Annotated in this window: 15 protein-coding genes; 11 read left to right on the top strand and 4 right to left on the bottom strand. The window is 47.1% G+C overall.

Annotation, left to right across the window (positions count from 1 at the left end; translation table 11 throughout):
• The first annotated feature begins 161 nt into the window (after positions 1 to 161).
• Positions 162 to 743 carry a hypothetical protein gene (locus AC58QT_RS06560; RefSeq protein ID WP_497408253.1) on the top strand — a complete coding sequence of 194 codons (582 nt, stop codon included), beginning with the start codon at positions 162 to 164 and terminating at the stop codon, positions 741 to 743.
• Positions 744 to 792: 49 nt separating this feature from the next.
• Here the strand turns inward: AC58QT_RS06560 and AC58QT_RS06555 are convergent, their stop codons facing one another.
• From AC58QT_RS06555 to fadR, 3 genes are all read right to left on the bottom strand, one after another.
• The gene (locus AC58QT_RS06555; RefSeq protein WP_497408252.1) at positions 793 to 1,776 is read right to left on the bottom strand and encodes an electron transfer flavoprotein subunit alpha/FixB family protein; all 984 of its coding nucleotides are present in this window, start codon (positions 1,774 to 1,776) and stop codon (positions 793 to 795) included.
• Between the two features lie 27 nt (positions 1,777 to 1,803).
• Positions 1,804 to 2,568 carry an electron transfer flavoprotein subunit beta/FixA family protein gene (locus tag AC58QT_RS06550; RefSeq protein WP_497408251.1) on the bottom strand — a complete coding sequence of 255 codons (765 nt, stop codon included), beginning with the start codon at positions 2,566 to 2,568 and terminating at the stop codon, positions 1,804 to 1,806.
• 76 nt (positions 2,569 to 2,644) lie between these two features.
• Entirely contained in the window at positions 2,645 to 3,232 is a 588-nt protein-coding gene (gene fadR / locus AC58QT_RS06545; protein WP_497408250.1) for a fatty acid metabolism transcriptional regulator FadR, read from the bottom strand.
• Between the two features lie 270 nt (positions 3,233 to 3,502).
• Between fadR and AC58QT_RS06540 the strand changes: the two genes are divergently transcribed.
• The 10 genes from AC58QT_RS06540 (at position 3,503) to AC58QT_RS06495 (ending at position 18,749) form a co-directional block, all read left to right on the top strand.
• Positions 3,503 to 5,533 carry a (Fe-S)-binding protein gene (locus AC58QT_RS06540; RefSeq protein ID WP_497408249.1) on the top strand — a complete coding sequence of 677 codons (2,031 nt, stop codon included), beginning with the start codon at positions 3,503 to 3,505 and terminating at the stop codon, positions 5,531 to 5,533.
• Positions 5,534 to 5,561: 28 nt separating this feature from the next.
• On the top strand, positions 5,562 to 7,955 hold the full coding sequence (locus tag AC58QT_RS06535) for a 3-hydroxyacyl-CoA dehydrogenase/enoyl-CoA hydratase family protein (RefSeq protein ID WP_497408248.1): 2,394 nt from the start codon (positions 5,562 to 5,564) through the stop codon (positions 7,953 to 7,955).
• Positions 7,956 to 8,047: 92 nt separating this feature from the next.
• On the top strand, positions 8,048 to 9,235 hold the full coding sequence (locus tag AC58QT_RS06530) for an acetyl-CoA C-acyltransferase (RefSeq protein WP_497408247.1): 1,188 nt from the start codon (positions 8,048 to 8,050) through the stop codon (positions 9,233 to 9,235).
• 68 nt (positions 9,236 to 9,303) lie between these two features.
• Positions 9,304 to 11,076, top strand: coding sequence for an acyl-CoA dehydrogenase FadE (locus tag AC58QT_RS06525; protein WP_497408246.1), 1,773 nt, complete (start codon positions 9,304 to 9,306; stop codon positions 11,074 to 11,076).
• 37 nt (positions 11,077 to 11,113) lie between these two features.
• The gene (locus AC58QT_RS06520) at positions 11,114 to 12,784 is read left to right on the top strand and encodes a long-chain-fatty-acid--CoA ligase (protein ID WP_497408245.1); all 1,671 of its coding nucleotides are present in this window, start codon (positions 11,114 to 11,116) and stop codon (positions 12,782 to 12,784) included.
• Between the two features lie 52 nt (positions 12,785 to 12,836).
• Positions 12,837 to 13,253: a PaaI family thioesterase gene (locus AC58QT_RS06515; RefSeq protein WP_497408244.1), complete on the top strand. Its 417-nt coding sequence runs from the start codon at positions 12,837 to 12,839 to the stop codon at positions 13,251 to 13,253.
• A 216-nt stretch (positions 13,254 to 13,469) separates the two neighbouring features.
• Positions 13,470 to 15,071 carry a PucR family transcriptional regulator gene (locus AC58QT_RS06510; RefSeq protein WP_497408243.1) on the top strand — a complete coding sequence of 534 codons (1,602 nt, stop codon included), beginning with the start codon at positions 13,470 to 13,472 and terminating at the stop codon, positions 15,069 to 15,071.
• An 895-nt stretch (positions 15,072 to 15,966) separates the two neighbouring features.
• Positions 15,967 to 16,308: a bacillithiol system redox-active protein YtxJ gene (gene ytxJ / locus AC58QT_RS06505; RefSeq protein ID WP_310223974.1), complete on the top strand. Its 342-nt coding sequence runs from the start codon at positions 15,967 to 15,969 to the stop codon at positions 16,306 to 16,308.
• A gap of 178 nt (positions 16,309 to 16,486) precedes the next feature.
• Positions 16,487 to 17,368: a DMT family transporter gene (locus AC58QT_RS06500; protein WP_497408242.1), complete on the top strand. Its 882-nt coding sequence runs from the start codon at positions 16,487 to 16,489 to the stop codon at positions 17,366 to 17,368.
• A 64-nt stretch (positions 17,369 to 17,432) separates the two neighbouring features.
• A complete protein-coding gene (locus AC58QT_RS06495) occupies positions 17,433 to 18,749 on the top strand; it encodes an MDR family MFS transporter (protein WP_497408241.1) in 1,317 nt (438 codons plus the stop codon).
• On the opposite strand, the gene AC58QT_RS06490 is transcribed toward AC58QT_RS06495, so the two are convergent.
• Complete coding sequence (locus AC58QT_RS06490; RefSeq protein ID WP_497408240.1) at positions 18,683 to 19,846, bottom strand: M20 family metallopeptidase; 1,164 nt, start codon at positions 19,844 to 19,846, stop codon at positions 18,683 to 18,685. The two genes, AC58QT_RS06495 and AC58QT_RS06490, sit on opposite strands and share 67 nt — an antisense overlap.
• Positions 19,847 to 19,894: the final 48 nt, after the last annotated feature.

The raw sequence follows: 19,894 nt of genomic DNA, 5'->3' as shown, positions 1-19,894 counted from the left end.
GATAAGTATTGAAAGTATAGGGGAATGTTGTTCGAAGTACAAGTGGCAGATCTGCTTGGTGAGAGTTTTGCTAGGGTTGAAACATTTAGGGAAACATGCACGTTTATGTAATAGGTAAGTAACTAATGTTGTATGCGGGGTTAGAAAAGGAAGGGGGAGTCATGTTGCGCAAATTACTAAGTTTGATTGTGATGATGGTTATTGGTTTAACGATCATGACAGGATTCCATTCATCGACAGCTTATGCTTGTTCATGTGCCCAACCGCAAACGGTCGAAGAACAATTGAGCCATTCGGAAGCTGTTTTTGCTGGACGTGTTCTTGAAGTGAAGGCGCAAAGTAACGCAAAGAGCGGTTCGACGAAAGCAGCGGTATTCGAAGTTAGCCGTATATGGAAAGGCGGCACGGAATCTCAGATCACTGTTCATACGGGAAGTGGTGGTGGAGATTGTGGTTTTAATTTTGAAAAAGGGAAGGAATATTTGGTCTATGCGCATCCCTCAACGATGTACGGCGATAAAGAGTTGCTGGTAACTATCATTTGTGATCGGACAAAAAGCTTAGATCAAGCACAAGAAGATCTTGCTGCTTTAGGCGTGGGAAAAATTCCGACGGAACAAGCTCGGATTGATGGAGAAGATTCGGGTCAGATAGACCCAACGATCTGGATCGCGCTGACTGGCGTTGTAGTCGTCGGAATTATTGGAGCGACGATTCTCATTGTTCGGCGTAAAATGAGATAAAAGCAGCCCCCTTCGCCTTGCGCAAAGGGGGCTAATTATGTCTGCTGTTCTACGCTAGCAGCTTCTTAAACTCCGCGGTCAGCAGCGGCACGACCTCGAATAGATCGCCGACGATGCCGTAGTCGGCCACTTTGAAGATCGGCGCCTCCGCATCCTTGTTGATGGCGATGATGACGCGCGAAGAACTCATCCCCGCCAAATGTTGAATGGCGCCGCTAATGCCGCACGCGATGTATATTTCCGGCGTCACGACCTTGCCGGTCTGGCCGATCTGCATCGCGTATTCGCAGTAACCCGCGTCGCAGGCTCCGCGGGAAGCCCCAACAGCGCCGCCTAAGACGGCAGCTAGCTCTTCGAGCGGCTGGAAGCCATCGGCGCTGCGCACGCCCCGTCCGCCGGAGACCACGATCTTGGCTTCAGCCAAGTCGATGGCGCCGGACGTTTTCTTGACGACCTCCCGGATGATGCTGCGCAGGGAGGGAGCGGGGTAAGCAACATCGATAAGCTGTGCTTGACGCGAAGCGTCAGGCTCAGTGGCTGCGATGTTGTTCGGTCTTATCGTGACGACCCATGGCGCGTCAGGGTCGGTAAACGCTTTCTTTTCGACTGCTTTGCCAGCGTAAAGCGGTCGGGTGAACAGCACGTTATCGCCGCTGCGCTCGATGCCGGTAACGTCGGAGATTTGGCCAGCAGAGAGGGACGCTGCAGCCAAAGGAGCAAGATCACGGCCGATAGCCGTGTGGCCGAAGTATAGTGCTTGCGGTCCTGCGATAGCAGTAACAGCAAGCAATGCGCTTAGATAAGCTTCCGAGCTATAGCTCTCAAGCTGCGGATCTTCAACGACATAGATGGCTTCTGCGCCATAAGCGGCAAGTTCGCCAGCTAATGCTTTCGTATCTGCACCGCCAATCAAGAGGGCAGCCAGTGTATCGCCATCAGCAGCGGATAGCTGCGCTGAGCGTAACGCCTCAAAGGATACTTGACGAAGCTTGCCACTGCGAGCTTCTGCAACTACGAGAAATTGTTTTGCCATCGTTGTAGCCTCCCAATAAATAAATAGTTAGATCACTTTGGATTCGTTACGCAGTGCTTGAACAAGTTCAGTCACTTGGTGAGGGAGTTCGCCCTTGAGGATGCGACCCGCTTGACGTTCGGGTGGAAGAGATAGAGCCAGTCGAGCTGTTTTGGCCAGGATCGCATCTGAACCTGGGATATCATCAAGGGTTAAGTGCTGGAATGGTTTCTTCTTCGCCTTCATAATGCCAGGAAGAGAAGGATATCTAGGTTCATTTAAGCCTTGTTGCGCCGTAAATAGTGCAGGGAGAGGGACCTCGATCACTTCGATATCGCCTTCAGCATCACGGTGAACGACAGCTTCATTACCGGAAATATCCAGTTTTGTGATCGACGCTACATGGGGGAGTCCGAGCAATGTAGCAAGTCGAATGGCGACTTGGCCAGCACCGTTATCGACAGAGAAATTACCACCAAGCAAGAGGTCGACGGATTGTTCTCGCAAATACGCGGCCAAAATCTCAGCAATTTCAAATTCATCGCCCAAAATCCGATCGTCCGTAATCAAGACAGCCTCATCCGCGCCCATCGCAAGAGCAGTTCGAAGTGCTTCCGCTGTGCGATCAGGTCCGATCGATAGAAGCGTAACTTTACCGCCATGCTCATCGCGAAGCTGAATAGCTTGCTCGACAGCATACTCGTCGTAGGGATTAATGACGAATTTCGCGCCATCCTCTTGAATGACGCCACCTTGCAAGACAATTTTCTCTTCCGTATCAAACGTTTGCTTCACTAATACAAAAATGTCCATAGTGGGGCTCCCTCCTGAATATACATGAAATAAGAACTTGAAATGGTGGACTTTGAAGCCAGATTTGAAGCCATGCTTACGTCTCAATGCCTCTCAAGAAAAAATCAAGGGTTGGGCCAACCTGTGCGGTTAACGAATATTTCTGGCCAGAAATCAGCCAAGAGGTAACGACTTCATCCATGCCTCCAAAAATCAGGAGTCGCACAAGCTTAACATCCAGATTGGAACGGAAGCTGCCGTCATTCTTTCCTTTTTCTAATATATTTTCAATGAGGATAATATATCTCTTTAGGGCAAGACCAATCTCTTGGCGAAGCTCCAAATCACTTTGACGAAGCTCAATTTGCGTGAGGTAGGCCATATGAATGTTATTTTCCAGCTCGCTAAAATGAATTTCACAAATTTTGCGCAACGCATCCTTCGCACTCGTGCTTTCACGAACCGCCTGATTAAATTTCTCTACAAGCTCGCCTAACTTCTCTTGAAAAAGACTAGTTAAGATATCCTCCTTCTTCTTGAAGTAGAGATAAATGGTGCCATCCGCGACGCCAGCTTCTTTCGCAATACGCGAAACTTGGGATTTATGAAACCCATTTTCCGCAAATACCTTTAACGCGCCTTCGAGAATCGCATAATACTTGTCTGGTTTTTTGCCACTTGTCAAGGAGATCACCTCGGTGTTAGAATACAAATATCGGTGAATGAATACTCATTCATTTTTGTAATTTCATCATAAAATACGCAGTACGCCTTGTCAACGACTTATTCCGCTTAACCAAGCAAGTAGGGAGGTTTGTCGGCTTACTCTTCACATGGAAGCAGGTTTCTACTCTTATTTTAAAAGGGACGAATGGAATTTGCTTTTTTACGAACGAGGAATGTAAGCGTTAACAAAAAACGTCTATAAACAAATTAAATAAAAGGAGGGTCCTCCATGACCGGTACGCTGATTCAGTTTCTCCTTTTTCTGGCGGTTACGGGTTTGGCACTCTACGGGTTCGGCCGGGTTGTGTATCACCGATACTTATACATTCAGTTGGGGAAATCAGTGGATTTGAAGAAGGAAGCTAGCTTAAGGCTCAAGGGGTTTGCGGTTCAAGTGTTTGGCCAGACGAAGTTATTGAAGGATAAAAAAAGCGGCATTATGCATATCGTGATTTTTTATGGCTTCATTATTCTACAGCTAGGCGCCTTGGACCTTATTTTAAAAGGATTAATTGACCGAGGGTTACCTGTCCCAGGTTATGACTACTTCACCCTCATGCAGGAAGTGACGGTCGGGTTGATCGTGCTGGCCATGGCCTATGCGACTTATCGACGCTATGTAGAGAAGCTTAAACGCCTTAAGCGAGGCTGGAAGCCAAGTATTGTTCTGTTTTTTATCATGTTCCTGATGTTATCTGTTGTGATTAGCGGTGGCTTTGAACGAGTACGTGAGGGACTTCCGGCATCTGGTTTCGCACCACTCACATCTGCATGGGCGGCTATGTTCGAAGGGATGTCGACTTCGGCGGCAACGGCGGGCTTCTATATTGGCTGGTGGATGCATCTGCTGATATTGTTGGCTTTCCTCATATATGTGCCGCAGTCCAAGCATTTTCACATCATAACCGCTCCAATCAACATCTTGCTGCGACGCACAGAGCCGACAGGGAAGCTTGCTTCACTGAATTTGGAAGATGAAAATGCGGAGACATTCGGAGTTGGCAAGATTGAGGAGTTTACGCAAAAGCAGATGCTGGATCTTTACTCCTGTGTAGAATGTGGTCGCTGTACGAGCGTATGTCCTGCTAACACGACTGGAAAACTGCTATCTCCGATGCATCTGATTACGAAGTTGCGCGATCATTTGACAGAGAAGGGTGCCGCCATTACATCGAAGTCGCCTTGGGTGCCGGCCATGGTGTTTGCACCAGAGTCGCAGGGGAATCCACTGGAAGTAGAACTTATCGGAGGCGTGATCACCGAGGAAGAGCTGTGGGCTTGTACAACCTGTCGAAACTGTGAGGATCAATGTCCAGTAGCGAATGAGCATGTGGATAAAATTATTGATATGCGCAGGCACTTGGTGCTGACGCAAGGCAGTATGCCGCATGATGGGCAGCGAGCGCTTCAAAATATCGAAAGACAAGGCAATCCTTGGGGGATTTCCCGCAATGATCGTGTGAAATGGGTCAAAGAGGTTGATCCGGAAGATGCGCTTGAAGTGCGAACGGTTAAGGAGAATCCAACGTTTGAGTATCTGTTCTTCTTGGGCTCCATGGGTGCCTATGACAATCGCAGTCGCAAAATAACACATGCATTCGTGAAATTAATGAAGGAGGCTGGTATCTCTTTTGCCATATTAGGAAACGAGGAAAAAAATTCAGGCGACACACCGCGTCGGATGGGGAATGAATTCCTGTTCCAACAGCTGTGTGCGGATAATATCGCTACTTTTCAAAAGTACAAGGTCAAGAAAATCGTCACGACATGCCCTCATACGTACCACACGTTCAAAAACGAGTATCCCGAATTTGGCTTAACGGCAGAGGTTTTTCATCATACAGAACTGCTGGATTTATGGGTGAAAGAAGGACGCTTGACTCCGCAATATGAGGTTAATGAACGCATAACGTACCACGATTCCTGTTACTTAGGCCGTTATAACGAGGTGTATGAAGAGCCACGCAACGTGTTGCGGGCGATTCCTGGTGTGGAACTTGTGGAACAAGCACGTTCTCGTGAGAACAGCATGTGCTGTGGAGCGGGCGGAGGCATGATGTGGATGGAGGAAACGGCGGGTACTCGTGTAAATGTGGCGCGTACGGAGCAACTTCTGAGTGTCAAACCAACGGTGATCTCCTCGGCGTGTCCTTATTGTTTGACGATGGTGGAAGATGGTACGAAGCTGAAAGAAGTCGAGGAGCAGGTAAAAGCAAGGGATATCGCAGAGATTCTGGCACAATCGGTGTTTGGTCTTTAGAAAACGAAAACTTTTAGGAGATGATCTCATGACAACTATTCGTACGGCAGCAGTAATCGGTTCGGGTGTAATGGGTTCCGGTATTGCTGCGCATTTGGCCAACGTAGGTATTCCTGTCTTATTGCTGGATCGTGTGCCAGATCAATTGACGCCGCAAGAAGAAGCAGCAGGACTTACGCTAGATCATCCTAAAGTACGAAATCGGTTTGCAGTCGGTGCCTTGGAGAAGCTTGGAAAGACCAATCCGGCGCCCTTGTATAGTGAAACTTTTGCCTCGCGCATCACACCAGGGAATATTGAAGATGATTTGTCAAAGCTAAGCCAAGTGGACTGGATCGTTGAAGTCATTATCGAAAATTTACAGGCTAAACAAGAGCTTATTGCTCGTATTGAAAAAGTGTGGAAGCCTGGAACGATCGTCTCATCGAATACGTCGGGGATCTCAATTAATGCCATGGTTGCAAATGCGGGTACTGCATTTAAAAAGAATTTCCTAGGGACTCATTTCTTCAATCCTCCACGGTATATGAAATTATTGGAAATTATTCCGAATGAACAAACAGATCCAGCAATTATATCTTTCATGTATGATTTTTGTGAGAAAAAACTTGGAAAAGGCGTTGTGCAAGCGAAAGACACACCTAATTTTATAAGTAATCGAATTGGTACTTACGGTTTGCTCATTACTTTACGGGAAATGTTGGCTAAAGGTTATACAGTTGAAGAAGTTGACGCAGTTACAGGACCTGCTATGGGTCGCCCGAAAAGTGCGACTTTCCGCACATTGGATCTCGTTGGTCTGGATACATTCCTGCATGTGGCGAACAATGTGTTTGATCTTGTGACGGATCCAGTAGAGAAGGATGTCTTCGATACGCCTGAGATTTTGAAACAGATGGTGGCCAAAGGCTGGATTGGTGAGAAGCAGGGTCAAGGCTTTTATAAGAAAGTGAAGTCGGCCGAAGGCAAAGAAATTCAAGCTTTGAACTTGGAAACGATGGAATACGCGGTAGGTCGCAAAATTAGCTCGGCATCGTTGGAGGCAGCCAAACAGGCAAAAGGGACTGCTCAGAAGCTGAAAGCCTTGCTGGGTGCGAAGGATCGGTATTCGGATCTGGCGTGGAACATTTTGAAGCCAGTATTGCTATACGCAGCTGACAAACGCGACGAAATTGCGGATAACATCGTGGACATCGATAATGCGCTCAAGTGGGGCTTTAATTGGGAGTTGGGTCCTTTTGAAACATGGGACGCAATTGGACTGAAACGTTCGGTGGAACGCATGGAAGCGGAAGGCAGCACCGTGCCGGAGTGGGTGAAAGCGTGGATTGACGCGGGTCATGACAGCTTCTATGAGCGAAAAGAGGGTCGCACGTTCGCGATCTTGAATGGGGAACTGCGTGAGGTGGAGTCGCGGCCAGAAATCATCTCATTGGCGTCTCTTAAGCAGCAAAACAAAGTCATCCGCTCGAACAGCGGAGCGAGCTTAATTGATATTGGTGACGACGTAGCTTGCTTGGAGTTCAACTCACCGAATAATGCAATTGGGGCTGATATTCTCACGATGATTCAGCAGAGTGTGGATGAGGTGCGTAGTAATTATCGAGGGCTAGTTGTGGCCAATGAAGGTAAAAACTTCTGTGTTGGCGCTAATCTGATGCTCTTGTTGATGGAAGCGCAGGATGGCGAGTGGGATGAAGTGGATGGCATCATTCGGTTATTCCAGAACGCGATGTTGAAGTTGAAAAGACTGGATAGACCGGTTGTTGCTGCTCCTCATAAAATGACGCTCGGCGGAGGCGTGGAGGCTTGCATGCCGGCGGATCAAACGATTTTCTCAGCCGAGACGTATTACGGACTCGTTGAGACGGGAGTAGGACTTATTCCTGCGGGTGGCGGCTGTAAAGAATTAGCACTGCTGGCTAGTCAGCAAGTGAGAGATCCGGAAGTTGATCTACAGCCGTGGATCAATGCAGCGTTCGAGACGGTGGCAATGGCGAAAGTATCCACGAGCGGCCATGATACGAAACGTCTCGGGTATATGCGAGCGCAAGATTCCGTCGTCGTGAATCCAGATCATCGAATTTATGAAGCGAAGCAAGCTGTGCTTCGGATGGATGCGGCTGGTTATACAGCTCCAGCGGTGGAGAAAATTCGCGTGGTTGGCGAGAATGGAAAGGCCGTTATGCAGGTTGGTGCCTACTCGATGCTGAAAGGCGGCTACATTAGTGCGCATGATCAGCTCATTGCGAATAAGCTCGCTCATGTGTTGGCTGGAGGGAATGTGCCTGCGGGGACATTGGTGACGGAGCAATATATGCTCGATTTGGAGCGCGAAGCTTTCTTGAGTCTATGTGGTGAGTTGAAGACGCAGCAGCGGATGCAGTTTATGCTCTCGAAGGGGAAGGCGTTGAGAAATTAAGTAGCTGGCGTTGACACACGTCAAAATGAGCTCAGGATGAGAATACAATTTGTGAAGTATGATCCCCAACTATTCCTAATGAGGTGAGTTCGATGAAGGAAGCCGTCATTGTATCCATAACACGTACCGCCGTAGGGCGAGCAAAAAAAGGCAGTTTTGCGCAAACGCGCGCGGAAGATCTAGGTAAAGCCGTACTCGAAGAGGCTGTACGGCGCGTTCCTGGGCTCGACAAAGGTGATGTCGAGGACATCATCATCGGGTGCGCGATGCCCGAAGGCGAGCAAGGGCTGAACTTCGCCCGCACGATGTCGCTGTATGCGGGCTTTCCCGTGACCGTGCCGGCCATCACGGTCAATCGCTTCTGTTCCTCCGGCTTGCAAGCCATCGCCTATGCGGCGGAGCGCATTATGCTCGGCCACGCCGAGGTGGTCATCGCCGGAGGCGTTGAGAGCATGAGCCACGTCCCGATGACGGGCTTCAAGCTCTCGCCGCATCCGCGGCTGGTCGAGACCATGCCCGAGGTGTACATGGGCATGGGGCATACGGCTGAAGCTGTCGCGACGCGCTTCGGTATCTCGCGCGAAGCGCAGGATGGCTTCGCGACGCGCAGCCATCAGAAGGCAGCGGCGGCCATCGCAGCGGGCCGCTTCACAGACGAGATCGTGCCGGTGAGCACGAGCGTGAAGGGCGTTGACGAACGAGGCAAAGCCTACGTTCGTGAGTACGTGTTTGCCACGGATGAGGGCGTTCGCCCCGATACATCCGTGGAAGGTCTGAGCAAGCTGAAGCCTGCGTTCAGCTTGGGGGGCTCTGTGACGGCGGGCAACGCGTCACAGACGTCGGACGGCGCAGCGGCGGCCGTGCTGATGAGCCGAGAGCGCGCGGAAGCGCTCGGGCTGAAGCCGATGGCGACGTTCCTGTCCTTCGCGCTTTCCGGTGTGGAGCCGGAAATTATGGGCGTTGGGCCCGTCAAAGCGATCCCGAAAGCGCTCCAGATGGCTGGCATTACCCAAGATCAAGTTGATCTTTTTGAGATAAATGAAGCTTTTGCTTCACAGTGCGTGCATATAGTCCGCGAACTGGGTATAGATGAAGAGAAGGTTAATGTCAACGGGGGAGCGATTGCACTGGGCCATCCACTTGGCTGCACAGGTGCAAAGCTTTCAACAAGTTTAATTTATGAACTGCAGCGCCGAGGCGGCGGGTATGGTGTTGTGTCGATGTGTATTGGCGGCGGCATGGGAGCGGCTGGTGTGTTTCAAGTTCATGCAGTGGAATAATCACAAAAACATCTTATCTTTCATATGTGTTCCTACTCATTATCCCAAATCATAAGGAGAGTTGACTCATGACGAACAAAATCGTAGGCGGAAGCTTTGTTATATCGGATCTTGATTTTCATGCCATCGTAACACCGGAGGATTTCACGGAAGAACATCGCATGATTGCAGAAACAACACGTGACTACGTGAATGGGGAAGTTATGCCGAATGATGAGCACTTGGAGAAGCTGGATTATGATTTGACCGTTAAACTCATGCGTAGTGCAGGTGACTTAGGATTGCTTGGGGCGGATGTGCCTGAAATATATGGTGGCCTAGGTTTGGATAAGGTCAGCTCCACGATTATCAGTGAAAACTTAGCGCGTGCTTCTTCCTTTGCCTTATCCATTGGCGCGCATGTCGGGATCGGAACATTGCCAATCGTGTTCTTTGGAACGCCGGAGCAGAAGAAAAAGTATCTGCCTGATTTAGCCACTGGAGCGAGAATCGCCGCCTATTGCTTAACGGAGCCAACTTCTGGATCAGATGCCCTTGGTGCCAAAACGACGGCTCGACTATCGGAAGAGGGAAAACATTACCTTTTAAACGGTTCAAAACTTTATATCACAAATGCTGGATTCGCTGATATTTTCATCGTCTATGCGAAGATTAATGGAACAGACTTTACTGCTTTTATCGTGGAAAAAGGTGATCCAGGCTTTACCATGGGACCTGAAGAGAAGAAGATGGGGATTAAAGGCTCATCGACTCGTCCCTTATTTTTTGAAGATGTAAAGGTACCTGTAGAAAACCTGCTTGGCGAAATTGGCAAAGGTCATCTGATTGCTTTTAACATTCTGAATATCGGCCGTTACAAGTTGGCTGTTGGTTGTCTAGGTGCATCTAAGGAGACGATTGAGCTCGCATCCAAATATGCCAATACGCGCCAACAATTCCAAACACCGATATCGCGATTTCCTTTAATTGGTAAAAAATTGGCAGAAATGAACATTCAAACCTATATCCTAGAGAGTATGGTGTACCGGACGACTGGTTTATTTGATACGATTCTCAAGGATATTGACCATTCGAGTCCAGAGGCAGGCAAAATCTCGGCGAAGGGTATCTCTGAGTATGCATTGGAATGCTCGATCAATAAGGTCTTTGCTTCGGAAGTTCTAGACTTTGTTGCTGATGAGGGGCTGCAAATTCATGGCGGTTATGGCTTCATTCAAGAGTATAAAGTGGAACGGATCTACCGAGACTCGCGGATTAATCGTATTTTTGAAGGGACGAATGAAATTAATCGCTTGCTCATTCCGGGTACATTAGTGAAGAAAGCCATGAAAGGCGAGTTGCCTTTATTGCAAAAAGCTCAAGAGCTGCAAGGCGACTTGCTTGGTTACATGCCAGGCCAAACGTTCGAAGGGACGTTAGAAGAAGAAGCTCATCTTGTGAGCATGGCGAAGAAAGTATTCCTTATGGTAGGCGGGCTTGCCGTACAGAAATACGGGATGGCTCTTGAGAAGAATCAAGAGGTGCTTAGCAACCTAGCGGATATCATGATTCAAATTTTTGCTGCAGAAAGTGGACTGCTTCGTACCCAAAAACTCATTGACAAACAAGGCGAAAGTAAGGCGAAAAACGCCATTCAGATCACGACGGTATTTATTCATGAGGCTTTTGACAAAATTGAGGCATATGCGAAAGAAGCACTCAGTACGATGGAAGAAGGAGATGTGCTTCGGACTCAACTATCTATACTCAAGAAGCTTTCTAGACGCAGCAGTGTCAATACGGTGGGGTTGAAGCGCGACATCGCCGCACGTGTAATTCAGGGTGAGAAATTCATCGGATGAGTCTTGGGAGTCAAGAACCTGAAGGGGATGGTTTTGTATGAGGGAGACAAAGCCTTGGCTGCGTCATTATCCAGCGGAAGTGGCGCCGACTTACGAGTACCCGAAACATAATCTAGCACGTCTGTTGGTTGATTCAGCACATCAATTTCCCGAACGGCCTGCCTTGTATTTCTTGGGGAAAAAGCTATCGTATCGCGAATTGCTACATGCGTCTTATCAATTTGCTCACGTGTTATTGGATCTTGGGGTACGCCCAGGGGAACGGGTGTCGATTATGCTGCCCAATTGTCCTTCGGCGATCATTGCGTATTTCGGCACGTTAATGATGGGTGGAATTGTCGTGATGACGAATCCGCTTTATGTGGAGAGAGAGCTGATTCATCAGCTCTCTGATTCAGAAGCTGTCGTCATCATCACCTTGGATCTGCTATTTGATCGCGTTCAGAAGGCGAAATCACGGACATTTTTGCGCCATGTTATCGTAACTTCAATTAAGGATTACTTACCGTTTCCTAAGAATCTTCTATATCCGATTAAAATGAAAAAGGATGGCGCCAAGCTCGATGTGACTTATGGAGACGGCGTTTATGCATTCAAGAAGTTATTGCGAGGGGCTTCGGCTGCGCCGATTTGTGTGGATGTCAACGCGGATGAAGACATTGCCTTACTTCAATATACCGGTGGAACAACGGGGCTCTCTAAGGGTGTCATGCTGACACACACCAATTTAATTTCAAATACGTATCAGACGAGTCATTGGTGTTATCAAGTTGAACCTGGCGGAGATCGTTACTTAGGTGCCATTCCGTGCTTCCATGTCTTTGGTTTGACGGTTCTTCTAAACCAAGCCATGTATCGCGCAGGCATGCTGATTCTCATTCCTAAGTTCGATATTGATATGATTCTAGATACCATTCACAAATTAAGGCCGACCATTTTTCCAGGTGCGCCTACCATGTACGTCGCGTTAATCAATCATAAACGGGTGAAGGAAGTTGATATTTCTTCCATTAATGTTTGTGTAAGCGGTTCAGCGCCATTGCCCTTGGAGGTTCAAGAGCGTTTTGAAGCATTGACCGGAGGTAGATTAATTGAAGGGTACGGGCTGACAGAGGCTTCGCCTGTTACCCATGCCAATCCAATCTGGGGATTCCGTAAAATTATGTCTATCGGTGTTCCTTTTCCGGATACCGTAACAAAAGTCGTGGATTCCGACTCCGGGGAGGAAATGCCGATTGGTGAGATCGGTGAAATTATTATCAAAGGCCCTCAAATTATGAAGGGGTACTGGAAACGGGAGCAAGAAACGGCCAAGACGATCAAAGATGGCTGGTTATATACCGGAGATATGGGACGTATGGATGAGGATGGTTTCTTTTCGATTGTTGACCGGAAAAAGGATTTGATTATTGCAGGTGGCTTTAATATTTATCCGCGTGATATTGAAGAAGTGCTCTACGAGCATCCAGCGATTCTGGAAGCGGCTGTCGCAGGTGTTCCTGATGAATACCGTGGGGAAACCGTGAAAGCTTTTATCGTTCTTAGAGAAGGGATGACACTCTCGGAGAAAGAGCTCGATGTTTGGTGCAGAGAACGGTTGGCTGCTTATAAAGTGCCTCGTAAAGTTGAGTTTCGGAAGTCTTTGCCTAAAACGATGATTGGGAAGGTCCTCCGTCGGCAATTACTAGAGGAAGAAGTCAAGCAGTAAATAGCAGGGCTATCATACGTAGGGCAGCCCTTACAAAGAAGGAGGGAGTCCAATGGATGATGGAAATGATCATGTCGTAAGAAAATTGCAGCAGCTCGCCGCAGCAGCGGAGCCCACCTTCTGGGGCTATCTGGGTTGTGAATTTGTCGGTATAACGAATGGTATCATCACAATCGCATTGGATGCGAAGCCGCATCATTTAAACCCCATTGGCATGGTTCATGGCGGTGTCACATCTTCGTTGTTGGATACTGCAATGGGAATAATCGCCATGATCGCGAGGCCAGAGGAGAAAGTTGTTACAACAAACTTGAATGTGCATTTTGTGTCTCCCCTCTATGCAGGAAGGCTGCTTGTGACAGCGGAACTTGTCCATCAATCACGTAAAATGATTACAGCTCAAGGTCGCGTTGAGGACAGTGAAGGCAATTTGGGGACGATCGGGACAGGAACGTTTCGTGTGATTTAGTTGAAGCTTCAGCATAAGGAGCCTTCATTACTACGGAGATCGTGGTTGTGAGGGTTCTTTTTATTAATTATATGTCATATAACCTTACATATAATTAATAATTTTCATGAAAAATTCATAAATTTTTATTTGATGTCATGTTTTATGACGTAAATGCATTGACGGGTACCGTTTGATCATCCTATAATCGATTAAAAGGCATAGGGGGGAAGCACGATGCATCTTACCATTCGTGAAGCGTTGGCGATATATCCTTTAACGGAAGCAAAGTTAGTCGCCGGAAAACAAGGGGAATCCCGTATTGTTAAATCAGTCAATGTCATGGATGCACCTGATATTGCTGATTGGACAAAATCAGGTGAAATGCTGTTTACTACAGCCTTCGCGATGAAAGACAGCCCGCAAGAAACCGTGAACCTCCTGCGCAAATTAAATGACCGCGGAGCTGCAGGTCTAGGGATTAAGCTCGGGAGATTTTGGACGGAGCTGCCGCAAATCGTTATGGACGAAGCGGATCGATTACATTTTCCAATTATTGAAATGCCATTTCAGTTCACGTTCTCGGATCAGATGAATGCGCTGTTTAATGCGGAATATCGCCGGAATACAGAGTTGCTGCAAACGGTGCTCGAAAAGCAGAAGAAGCTGATGCAGTTTGGACTGAAACAAGATAACATGAACGACATGTTTCAGCTTGTCAGCGACATTCTAGGGTATCCGATGGCAGTTATTGGAGCAAGAGGTCGGGTCTTATTTAACACAAGTACATGGCATGCCGAGCAACTTGCTCAGGACTGGCCGAAAAAGAGAAAATCAGGCTGGGTCTATGCAGGAAAAGATAGAGCATATCGCGTTAGTTTACAGCAACAAGATGATGAGCCATTAGGGCAATTATTAATCATTCCAGATGTTGTTCTACTGGCTACTGTTGAGGAAGGTTTGTTTCAACAAGCCGCAGATATTCTCTCGTTCCATATGAGCTATACGTTCCGTTCCCATGTTGAAGCTTCAGCTGAGCGGGATTTGCAAAATAACCTCATCCGCTACTTGGATAAAGGAACGTCCCTTGAGGGGTTTATGGAGCAAGCGGAAGCGAGAGGTGTATTCATTTTTACAGGTGCTTACCAATGTGTCATTGGAAAGAGTAAGAATCCATCATTGAGTCAGGATGCTGGGAGTGAGAAGCTCAAGGAAGTTAAGCAATATTTGGAGAGTCAAACGAAATCTAACAATGTGCGAGGGCATCATTTTATCCTGAAAGATCATCTGTTTTCTATCTATTCCACGACGCAAGCGGATGGATTTCCTGAGGAAGAGCTGTCACAGCTATTAGGTAAGTTTGAACGGGAAGCTGGACATGTGTCTGAGCGAGAGGGCATGGTGTTCTATACCTCATCACTGAAAGTGAAGCCTACTGCACTTCGCGAAGCTTACTTGGAATGTGGTGAGACTGGGCGAATGGCAGAGAAACTCTGTTTGCCAGATCGCGTCCTTCATTATGAAACGATTGAATTCGCTCATCTTTTTCAGCACTTGTCTTCTCCTATGATGGAAGATTACTGTGCGAAGATTCTGCGTCCTCTCTTAGAGAAGGATCCGGAGTATTCCCAAGAAATGATTCGTACGCTTGAAGTATTTATTCGAAACGACGGTCAAGTCAGTGAGGCTGCTAAGCAATTATTCATTCATCGTAATACCGTTACGTATCGGTTGGAGAAAATTAGTGATTTGCTGCAAGTTGATTTCAAAAAAGTCAATGATCTCTTGAAGTTGAAGGCGGTTTTCTTATTCCGTCAATTCTTGCAAGTGAGATCTTAAGCGAACAGAACCCTAAGCAGCCAGTTGCCGCTTAGGGTTTTTCGAGTTACAGAACGAAAAAGAGGCGCCGCAGCTCCCGTAACTCGAAAAATTCGAGTTACGGCACGAAAAAGAGGCGCCGCAGCTCCCGTAACTCGAAAAATTCGAGTTATGGTACGAAAAAGAGGCGCCTTAGCTCCCTTAACTCGAAAAATTCGAGTTACAGCCCGAGAAAGAGGCGCCTTAGCTCCCGTAACTCGAAAAATTCGAGTTACAGCCCAAAAAAGAGGCGCCTTAGCTCCCGTAACTCGAAAAATTCGAGTTATGGTACGAAAAAGAGGCGCCTTAGCTCCCGTAACTCGAAAAATTCGAGTTATAGCCCAAGAAAGAGGCGCCTTAGCTCCCGTAACTCGAAAAATTCGAGTTATAGCCCAAGAAAGAGGCGCCTTAGCTCCCGTAACTCGAAAAATTCGAGTTACAGCCCAAAAAAGAGGCGCCTTAGCTCCCGTAACTCGAAAAATTCGAGTTACAGCCCAAAAAAGAGGCGCCTTAGCTCCCGTAACTCGAAAAATTCGAGTTACGGCACGAGAAAGAGGCGCCAAAGCTCCCGTAACTCGAAAAATTCGAGTTACAGTATGATAAAGAGGCGCCAAAGCTCCCGCAACTCGAAAAATCCTGAGGGAATTAACTACATTTTTTCCATTTAATTTAAGTTTATGGTGATATTCTTTCTATATAGATGTGCAATTTCCAGTTATTTCTTATTGCGCGATAAACCAAGCACTGGAAGCCTAAACAGTGCCACAATCAGAATCGCTAGAAGCCCGGGAGGGTTGACTTGTAAGCGAACAAGTTGCATATGCGAAGTGGTTATCTTATAATTTTGAGGAGAAAGTAGAGAAAGGAGATGTGAAACATGTCTGCATGGAAAGAGTTAACGACGTTATCGGAGTGGCAGGAAGTGCTTGATCGTTCTGAGGAAAAGCCAGCTGTTATTCTAAAGCACAGTACAACATGTCCAGTAAGTGCGAGTGCACTTGATGAATATGAACAATACTTATCTGGCACACACAATGAGGCTGTGGATTATTTCTTGGTGAAGGTGATTGAGTCCCGTCCTGTTTCGAATCAAATCGCAGAGGACCTCGGTATCAAGCATGCATCCCCACAAATTCTTTATTTCAAAAATAAAGAATCTATCTGGAATACATCCCACTGGTCCGTAACGAATAAGCATATGTCCGCAGTATTAGATTAATTATTTAACGTATATACAGCCCTTCGTTTTATCTACGTGATGTAGGTGGGACGGAGGGCTTTTTTATGCCTGTGTTTAATTGAACATCGTTTAAAAAAGATTGGCAAGCCGAACATCCTCCTATATACTTATTTGGCGACAACATGACAGTAATTTTCAGCTAAGGAGTTCGTTATTCATGAATGCAATGAACAAAACAAAAATTCCCATCCCGATTTTTCTAATAATCGGTATTATTGCTATATCTTTTTCCTCCATATTTGTAAAATGGTCTGATGCATCAGCAGCGGTCATCGCGATGTACAGACTTTTTATGACGAATGTCTTAATGCTGCCATTCCTATGGAATTACCGCAAAGAGTTTCAGAGAATTCAAATGAAAGATTGGCTTCGCACGGCTATATCTGGCATTGCGCTTGGCTTGCACTTTTTATTTTGGATGGATTCGCTGCGATATACGACGGTTGCAAGCTCGACTGCGATTTTAACGCTTGAGCCGATTTTTGTGCTGGTTGGTGCCTTCTTGCTTTATGGTGTTCGGACAAGCCGTACCGCAATTATAGCCATGTGTATTGCAATTCTAGGAGCTATTTGTATCGGTTGGGGCGATTTTCAATTCTCAGGTGAAGCGCTAAAAGGCGATGTGCTGTCCTTCGTTGGGACGATTGCTGTTGCTTTTCATATGTTACTTGGCAAAAGCTTGAGAGAGCGTATTTCTGCTTATGTGTACAGCTTTCTTGTATTCTTGTTTGCGGGACTAACGCTCGCGGTGACGAATATTTACTCAGGTGAAGCATTTACGGGCTATCCGATGAAGGAATGGGGAATCTTTTTCCTGCTAGCATTCGTCTCCACGATATTCGGACACTATGTGTTTAATTGGCTGCTAAAATATATGAAAGCTTCATCGGTATCGATGACGGTACTAGGGGAACCGCTGGGTGCGTCGATATTGGCCTATTTCCTATTAGGTGAAACGATTACGACGATGCAGCTTTTGGCTGGTTGTTTGCTGCTGGTTGGTGTAGCTTTGTTCTTGCGAAGCAATGAGAAACCGTAAGGGTTTCTTGTACTCTTTTATTGAACGAAGGTTAATAATGGTGTGAGATGGAGGCAGGAGAAGCATGAGGTTTCGAGATTTTCATCGCAATGTAAAATTAAGAATAGGCTTATCCTTTCTATCGGGCACTGCGAATAATATGGTGCTGCCATTTATGTCGATCTATTTCTCAGGTAAATTAGGGGATACACTTGCTGGTTTGGTTGTTATTCTTGGTATTTTGGCAGGTGTCGTCGCTGGTATCATCGGCGGGTATTATTCAGATCGATTTGGCAGGAAGAAGCTGATGCTCGCTGCAGAAATAGGCTGGATGCTCTGTTTCCTACTTATGGCAGCTGCGAATTCGCTGTGGTGGGAGTCACCAATCGCAACCTTTATCCTAATGATTGTCGTGAGTGTATGCTGGGGGATTCATGGGCCAGCTAATGAGGCTATGCTGCTGGATGCCACGCAGCCTGAGGAACGTAAATTCATGTATGCGATCATGTATTGGATGAATAATTTATCTTTTGCCATCGCAGGTATGGCGGGCGCATTTTTATTTAAATCCTATTTATTTGAATTGTTTATAGCGTTGTCCGTAATTGGTTTGGTTACCAGCATCATTACCTATGTATGTATTCAGGATGACTATAGGGCTCAAATGATGGCGAAAAGTAATAAAACGAAGGAGAAGCGTCCTTCAATTTGGACGAATTACCGGATGGTACTGCGTGACAAAACGTTTCTGATTTTCACAATTGCTTCTTTATTGTTGGTATCCGTGGAGTTTCATTTGGGTAACTATGTCGCTGTTCGTTTGGGGAAAGAGATGATAGATACGCCGTTTCTTCCGTGGCTGACGGATGCCTGGCGCATTGATGGCTTCCAAATGCTGGGGTTTATACGTACGGAGAATACGGTACTTGTGGTTGTTCTCTCGGTGTTTATGGGGGTGCTGATGCGTCGATTTACGGATCGTAATGTGCTCTTTATCGGCTATGCTTGCTATATTGCTGGGTATAGCTATCTGGCTTACAGTAATCACCCTGAATTACTCTTACTTTCGATGCTGATCGCTACCGTAGGTGAACTGATGTACGTGCCAATAAAGCAAGCCTACCTCGGTAACATGGCTCCCGACCATTCACGCAGCTCCTATATGGCCTTGTATGGCATGGTATATAGAGGAGCTACGTTTCTGGGCGGTCTAGGGGTAATTCTAGGCGGGATGCTGTCGTCCTGGCTCATGGCCTCATTAATTGCCATCAGTGGTGTGATCGGTATGGTGATGTTCTATTCGATACTGTCACAGCTGGAAGAGCGGAAACAGGGTTACTTTGCCGCTGCAAATTCCTCTTTTATGGAAGCCAATAAAGCAGGTTTAGACAGCACTTCATAAGCGGTGTAAGCTAGTGCCTTCGCCGTGAAGAGCATACTGTCAAGTGCAGGCTCAGTCATAGCGAGATCACGGAATTCCTTCGTATGGAGCAAATGTCGCTCACCCACCACCTTCACGAAAGGGTGAATGGTAGGGCATTGTGTGGAGACATTGCCGAGATCCAAGGATCCGTGGTCTTTGCCGATTTCAATTTCTTTCGGGTTGATACCCAGCTCGAACAATTGGTCTGTGAAAACGTTGGATAAGATCTCATTTGTGCGCAGCTCATCGTACGAGTATTCGTAGAAGGATGTTTTCAGCGTGCAGCCGGTTTGAAGGGCAGCGCCTTCTGCACAGTGAAGAACCTTCTGAACGAGCTCATTCGTGTACGTACGTGTCGCTGAGCGGACGTAAAATCTTGCAACCGCATAGTCCGGAATAATGTTGGGCGCTTTACCGCCTTCACTGATGATGCCATGAATGCGAGCATCTGATTTGAGCTGTTGGCGCAGCGCATTGATGCTGTTGAACAGTTGCAGGACTGCATCAAGCGCATTAATGCCTTCATAGGGTTGTGCCGCGGCGTGTGCTGAGCGGCCGAAGAATTCATATTCGATGGCATCCATGGCCAGCGATTCGCCTGATTTTTCATACGTATAATAAGGATGGGCCATGAGTGCGATGTCGACGTCGTGAAAAAGCCCGGCTGCCGCCATAGGAACTTTGGCGCCCTTGGTTTCTTCGGCAGGCGTACCGTAGACGCGAATGCTGCCACCAGTTTCTGCTAAAGCTGCTTGGAGGCCGATTGCAGCCCCGATGCTCATCATGCAGATGAGATGATGACCACAAGCATGACCGAGCTCAGGGAGCGCATCGTACTCAGCCATGAAGGCAACGATGGGGCCGGGTTTGCCTGAGTCGTAAGTTGCGATGAATGCGGTAGGAATATCTAAAACACCACGTTCAATTGTAAAGCCATGGTAGGAGAGTTCTTCGGTTAAACGTGCGAATGCAAGGAATTCTTCATGCCCAAGTTCCGGGTTTGCCCCAATGAAGCGGGAAATATCTTTGAATCTTGCGGCATTGGTTTCTATTGTTTGATCGATTATTGATTTCATAAGAAGTTGGCTCCTTTGTTGAATGGTTCTTCACTCCATTGTAGTATA

The sequence above is a fragment of the Paenibacillus sp. J31R109 genome, assembly GCF_059692055.1.
This window is presented reverse-complemented; position numbering and strand designations above follow the sequence as displayed.

Bases quoted from the DNA above. Each gene is read 5' to 3' on its own strand.
- ytxJ (WP_310223974.1), top strand. From the start codon at position 15,967: ATGTCTGCATGGAAAGAGTTAACGACGTTATCGGAGTGGCAGGAAGTG.
- AC58QT_RS06490 (WP_497408240.1), bottom strand. From the start codon at position 19,846: ATGAAATCAATAATCGATCAAACAATAGAAACCAATGCCGCAAGATTC.
- AC58QT_RS06510 (WP_497408243.1), top strand. From the start codon at position 13,470: ATGCATCTTACCATTCGTGAAGCGTTGGCGATATATCCTTTAACGGAA.
- AC58QT_RS06500 (WP_497408242.1), top strand. From the start codon at position 16,487: ATGAATGCAATGAACAAAACAAAAATTCCCATCCCGATTTTTCTAATA.
- AC58QT_RS06515 (WP_497408244.1), top strand. From the start codon at position 12,837: ATGGATGATGGAAATGATCATGTCGTAAGAAAATTGCAGCAGCTCGCC.
- AC58QT_RS06520 (WP_497408245.1), top strand. From the start codon at position 11,114: ATGAGGGAGACAAAGCCTTGGCTGCGTCATTATCCAGCGGAAGTGGCG.
- AC58QT_RS06555 (WP_497408252.1), bottom strand. From the start codon at position 1,776: ATGGCAAAACAATTTCTCGTAGTTGCAGAAGCTCGCAGTGGCAAGCTT.
- AC58QT_RS06535 (WP_497408248.1), top strand. From the start codon at position 5,562: ATGACAACTATTCGTACGGCAGCAGTAATCGGTTCGGGTGTAATGGGT.
- AC58QT_RS06495 (WP_497408241.1), top strand. From the start codon at position 17,433: ATGAGGTTTCGAGATTTTCATCGCAATGTAAAATTAAGAATAGGCTTA.
- AC58QT_RS06560 (WP_497408253.1), top strand. From the start codon at position 162: ATGTTGCGCAAATTACTAAGTTTGATTGTGATGATGGTTATTGGTTTA.
- AC58QT_RS06550 (WP_497408251.1), bottom strand. From the start codon at position 2,568: ATGGACATTTTTGTATTAGTGAAGCAAACGTTTGATACGGAAGAGAAA.
- AC58QT_RS06525 (WP_497408246.1), top strand. From the start codon at position 9,304: ATGACGAACAAAATCGTAGGCGGAAGCTTTGTTATATCGGATCTTGAT.
- AC58QT_RS06540 (WP_497408249.1), top strand. From the start codon at position 3,503: ATGACCGGTACGCTGATTCAGTTTCTCCTTTTTCTGGCGGTTACGGGT.
- AC58QT_RS06530 (WP_497408247.1), top strand. From the start codon at position 8,048: ATGAAGGAAGCCGTCATTGTATCCATAACACGTACCGCCGTAGGGCGA.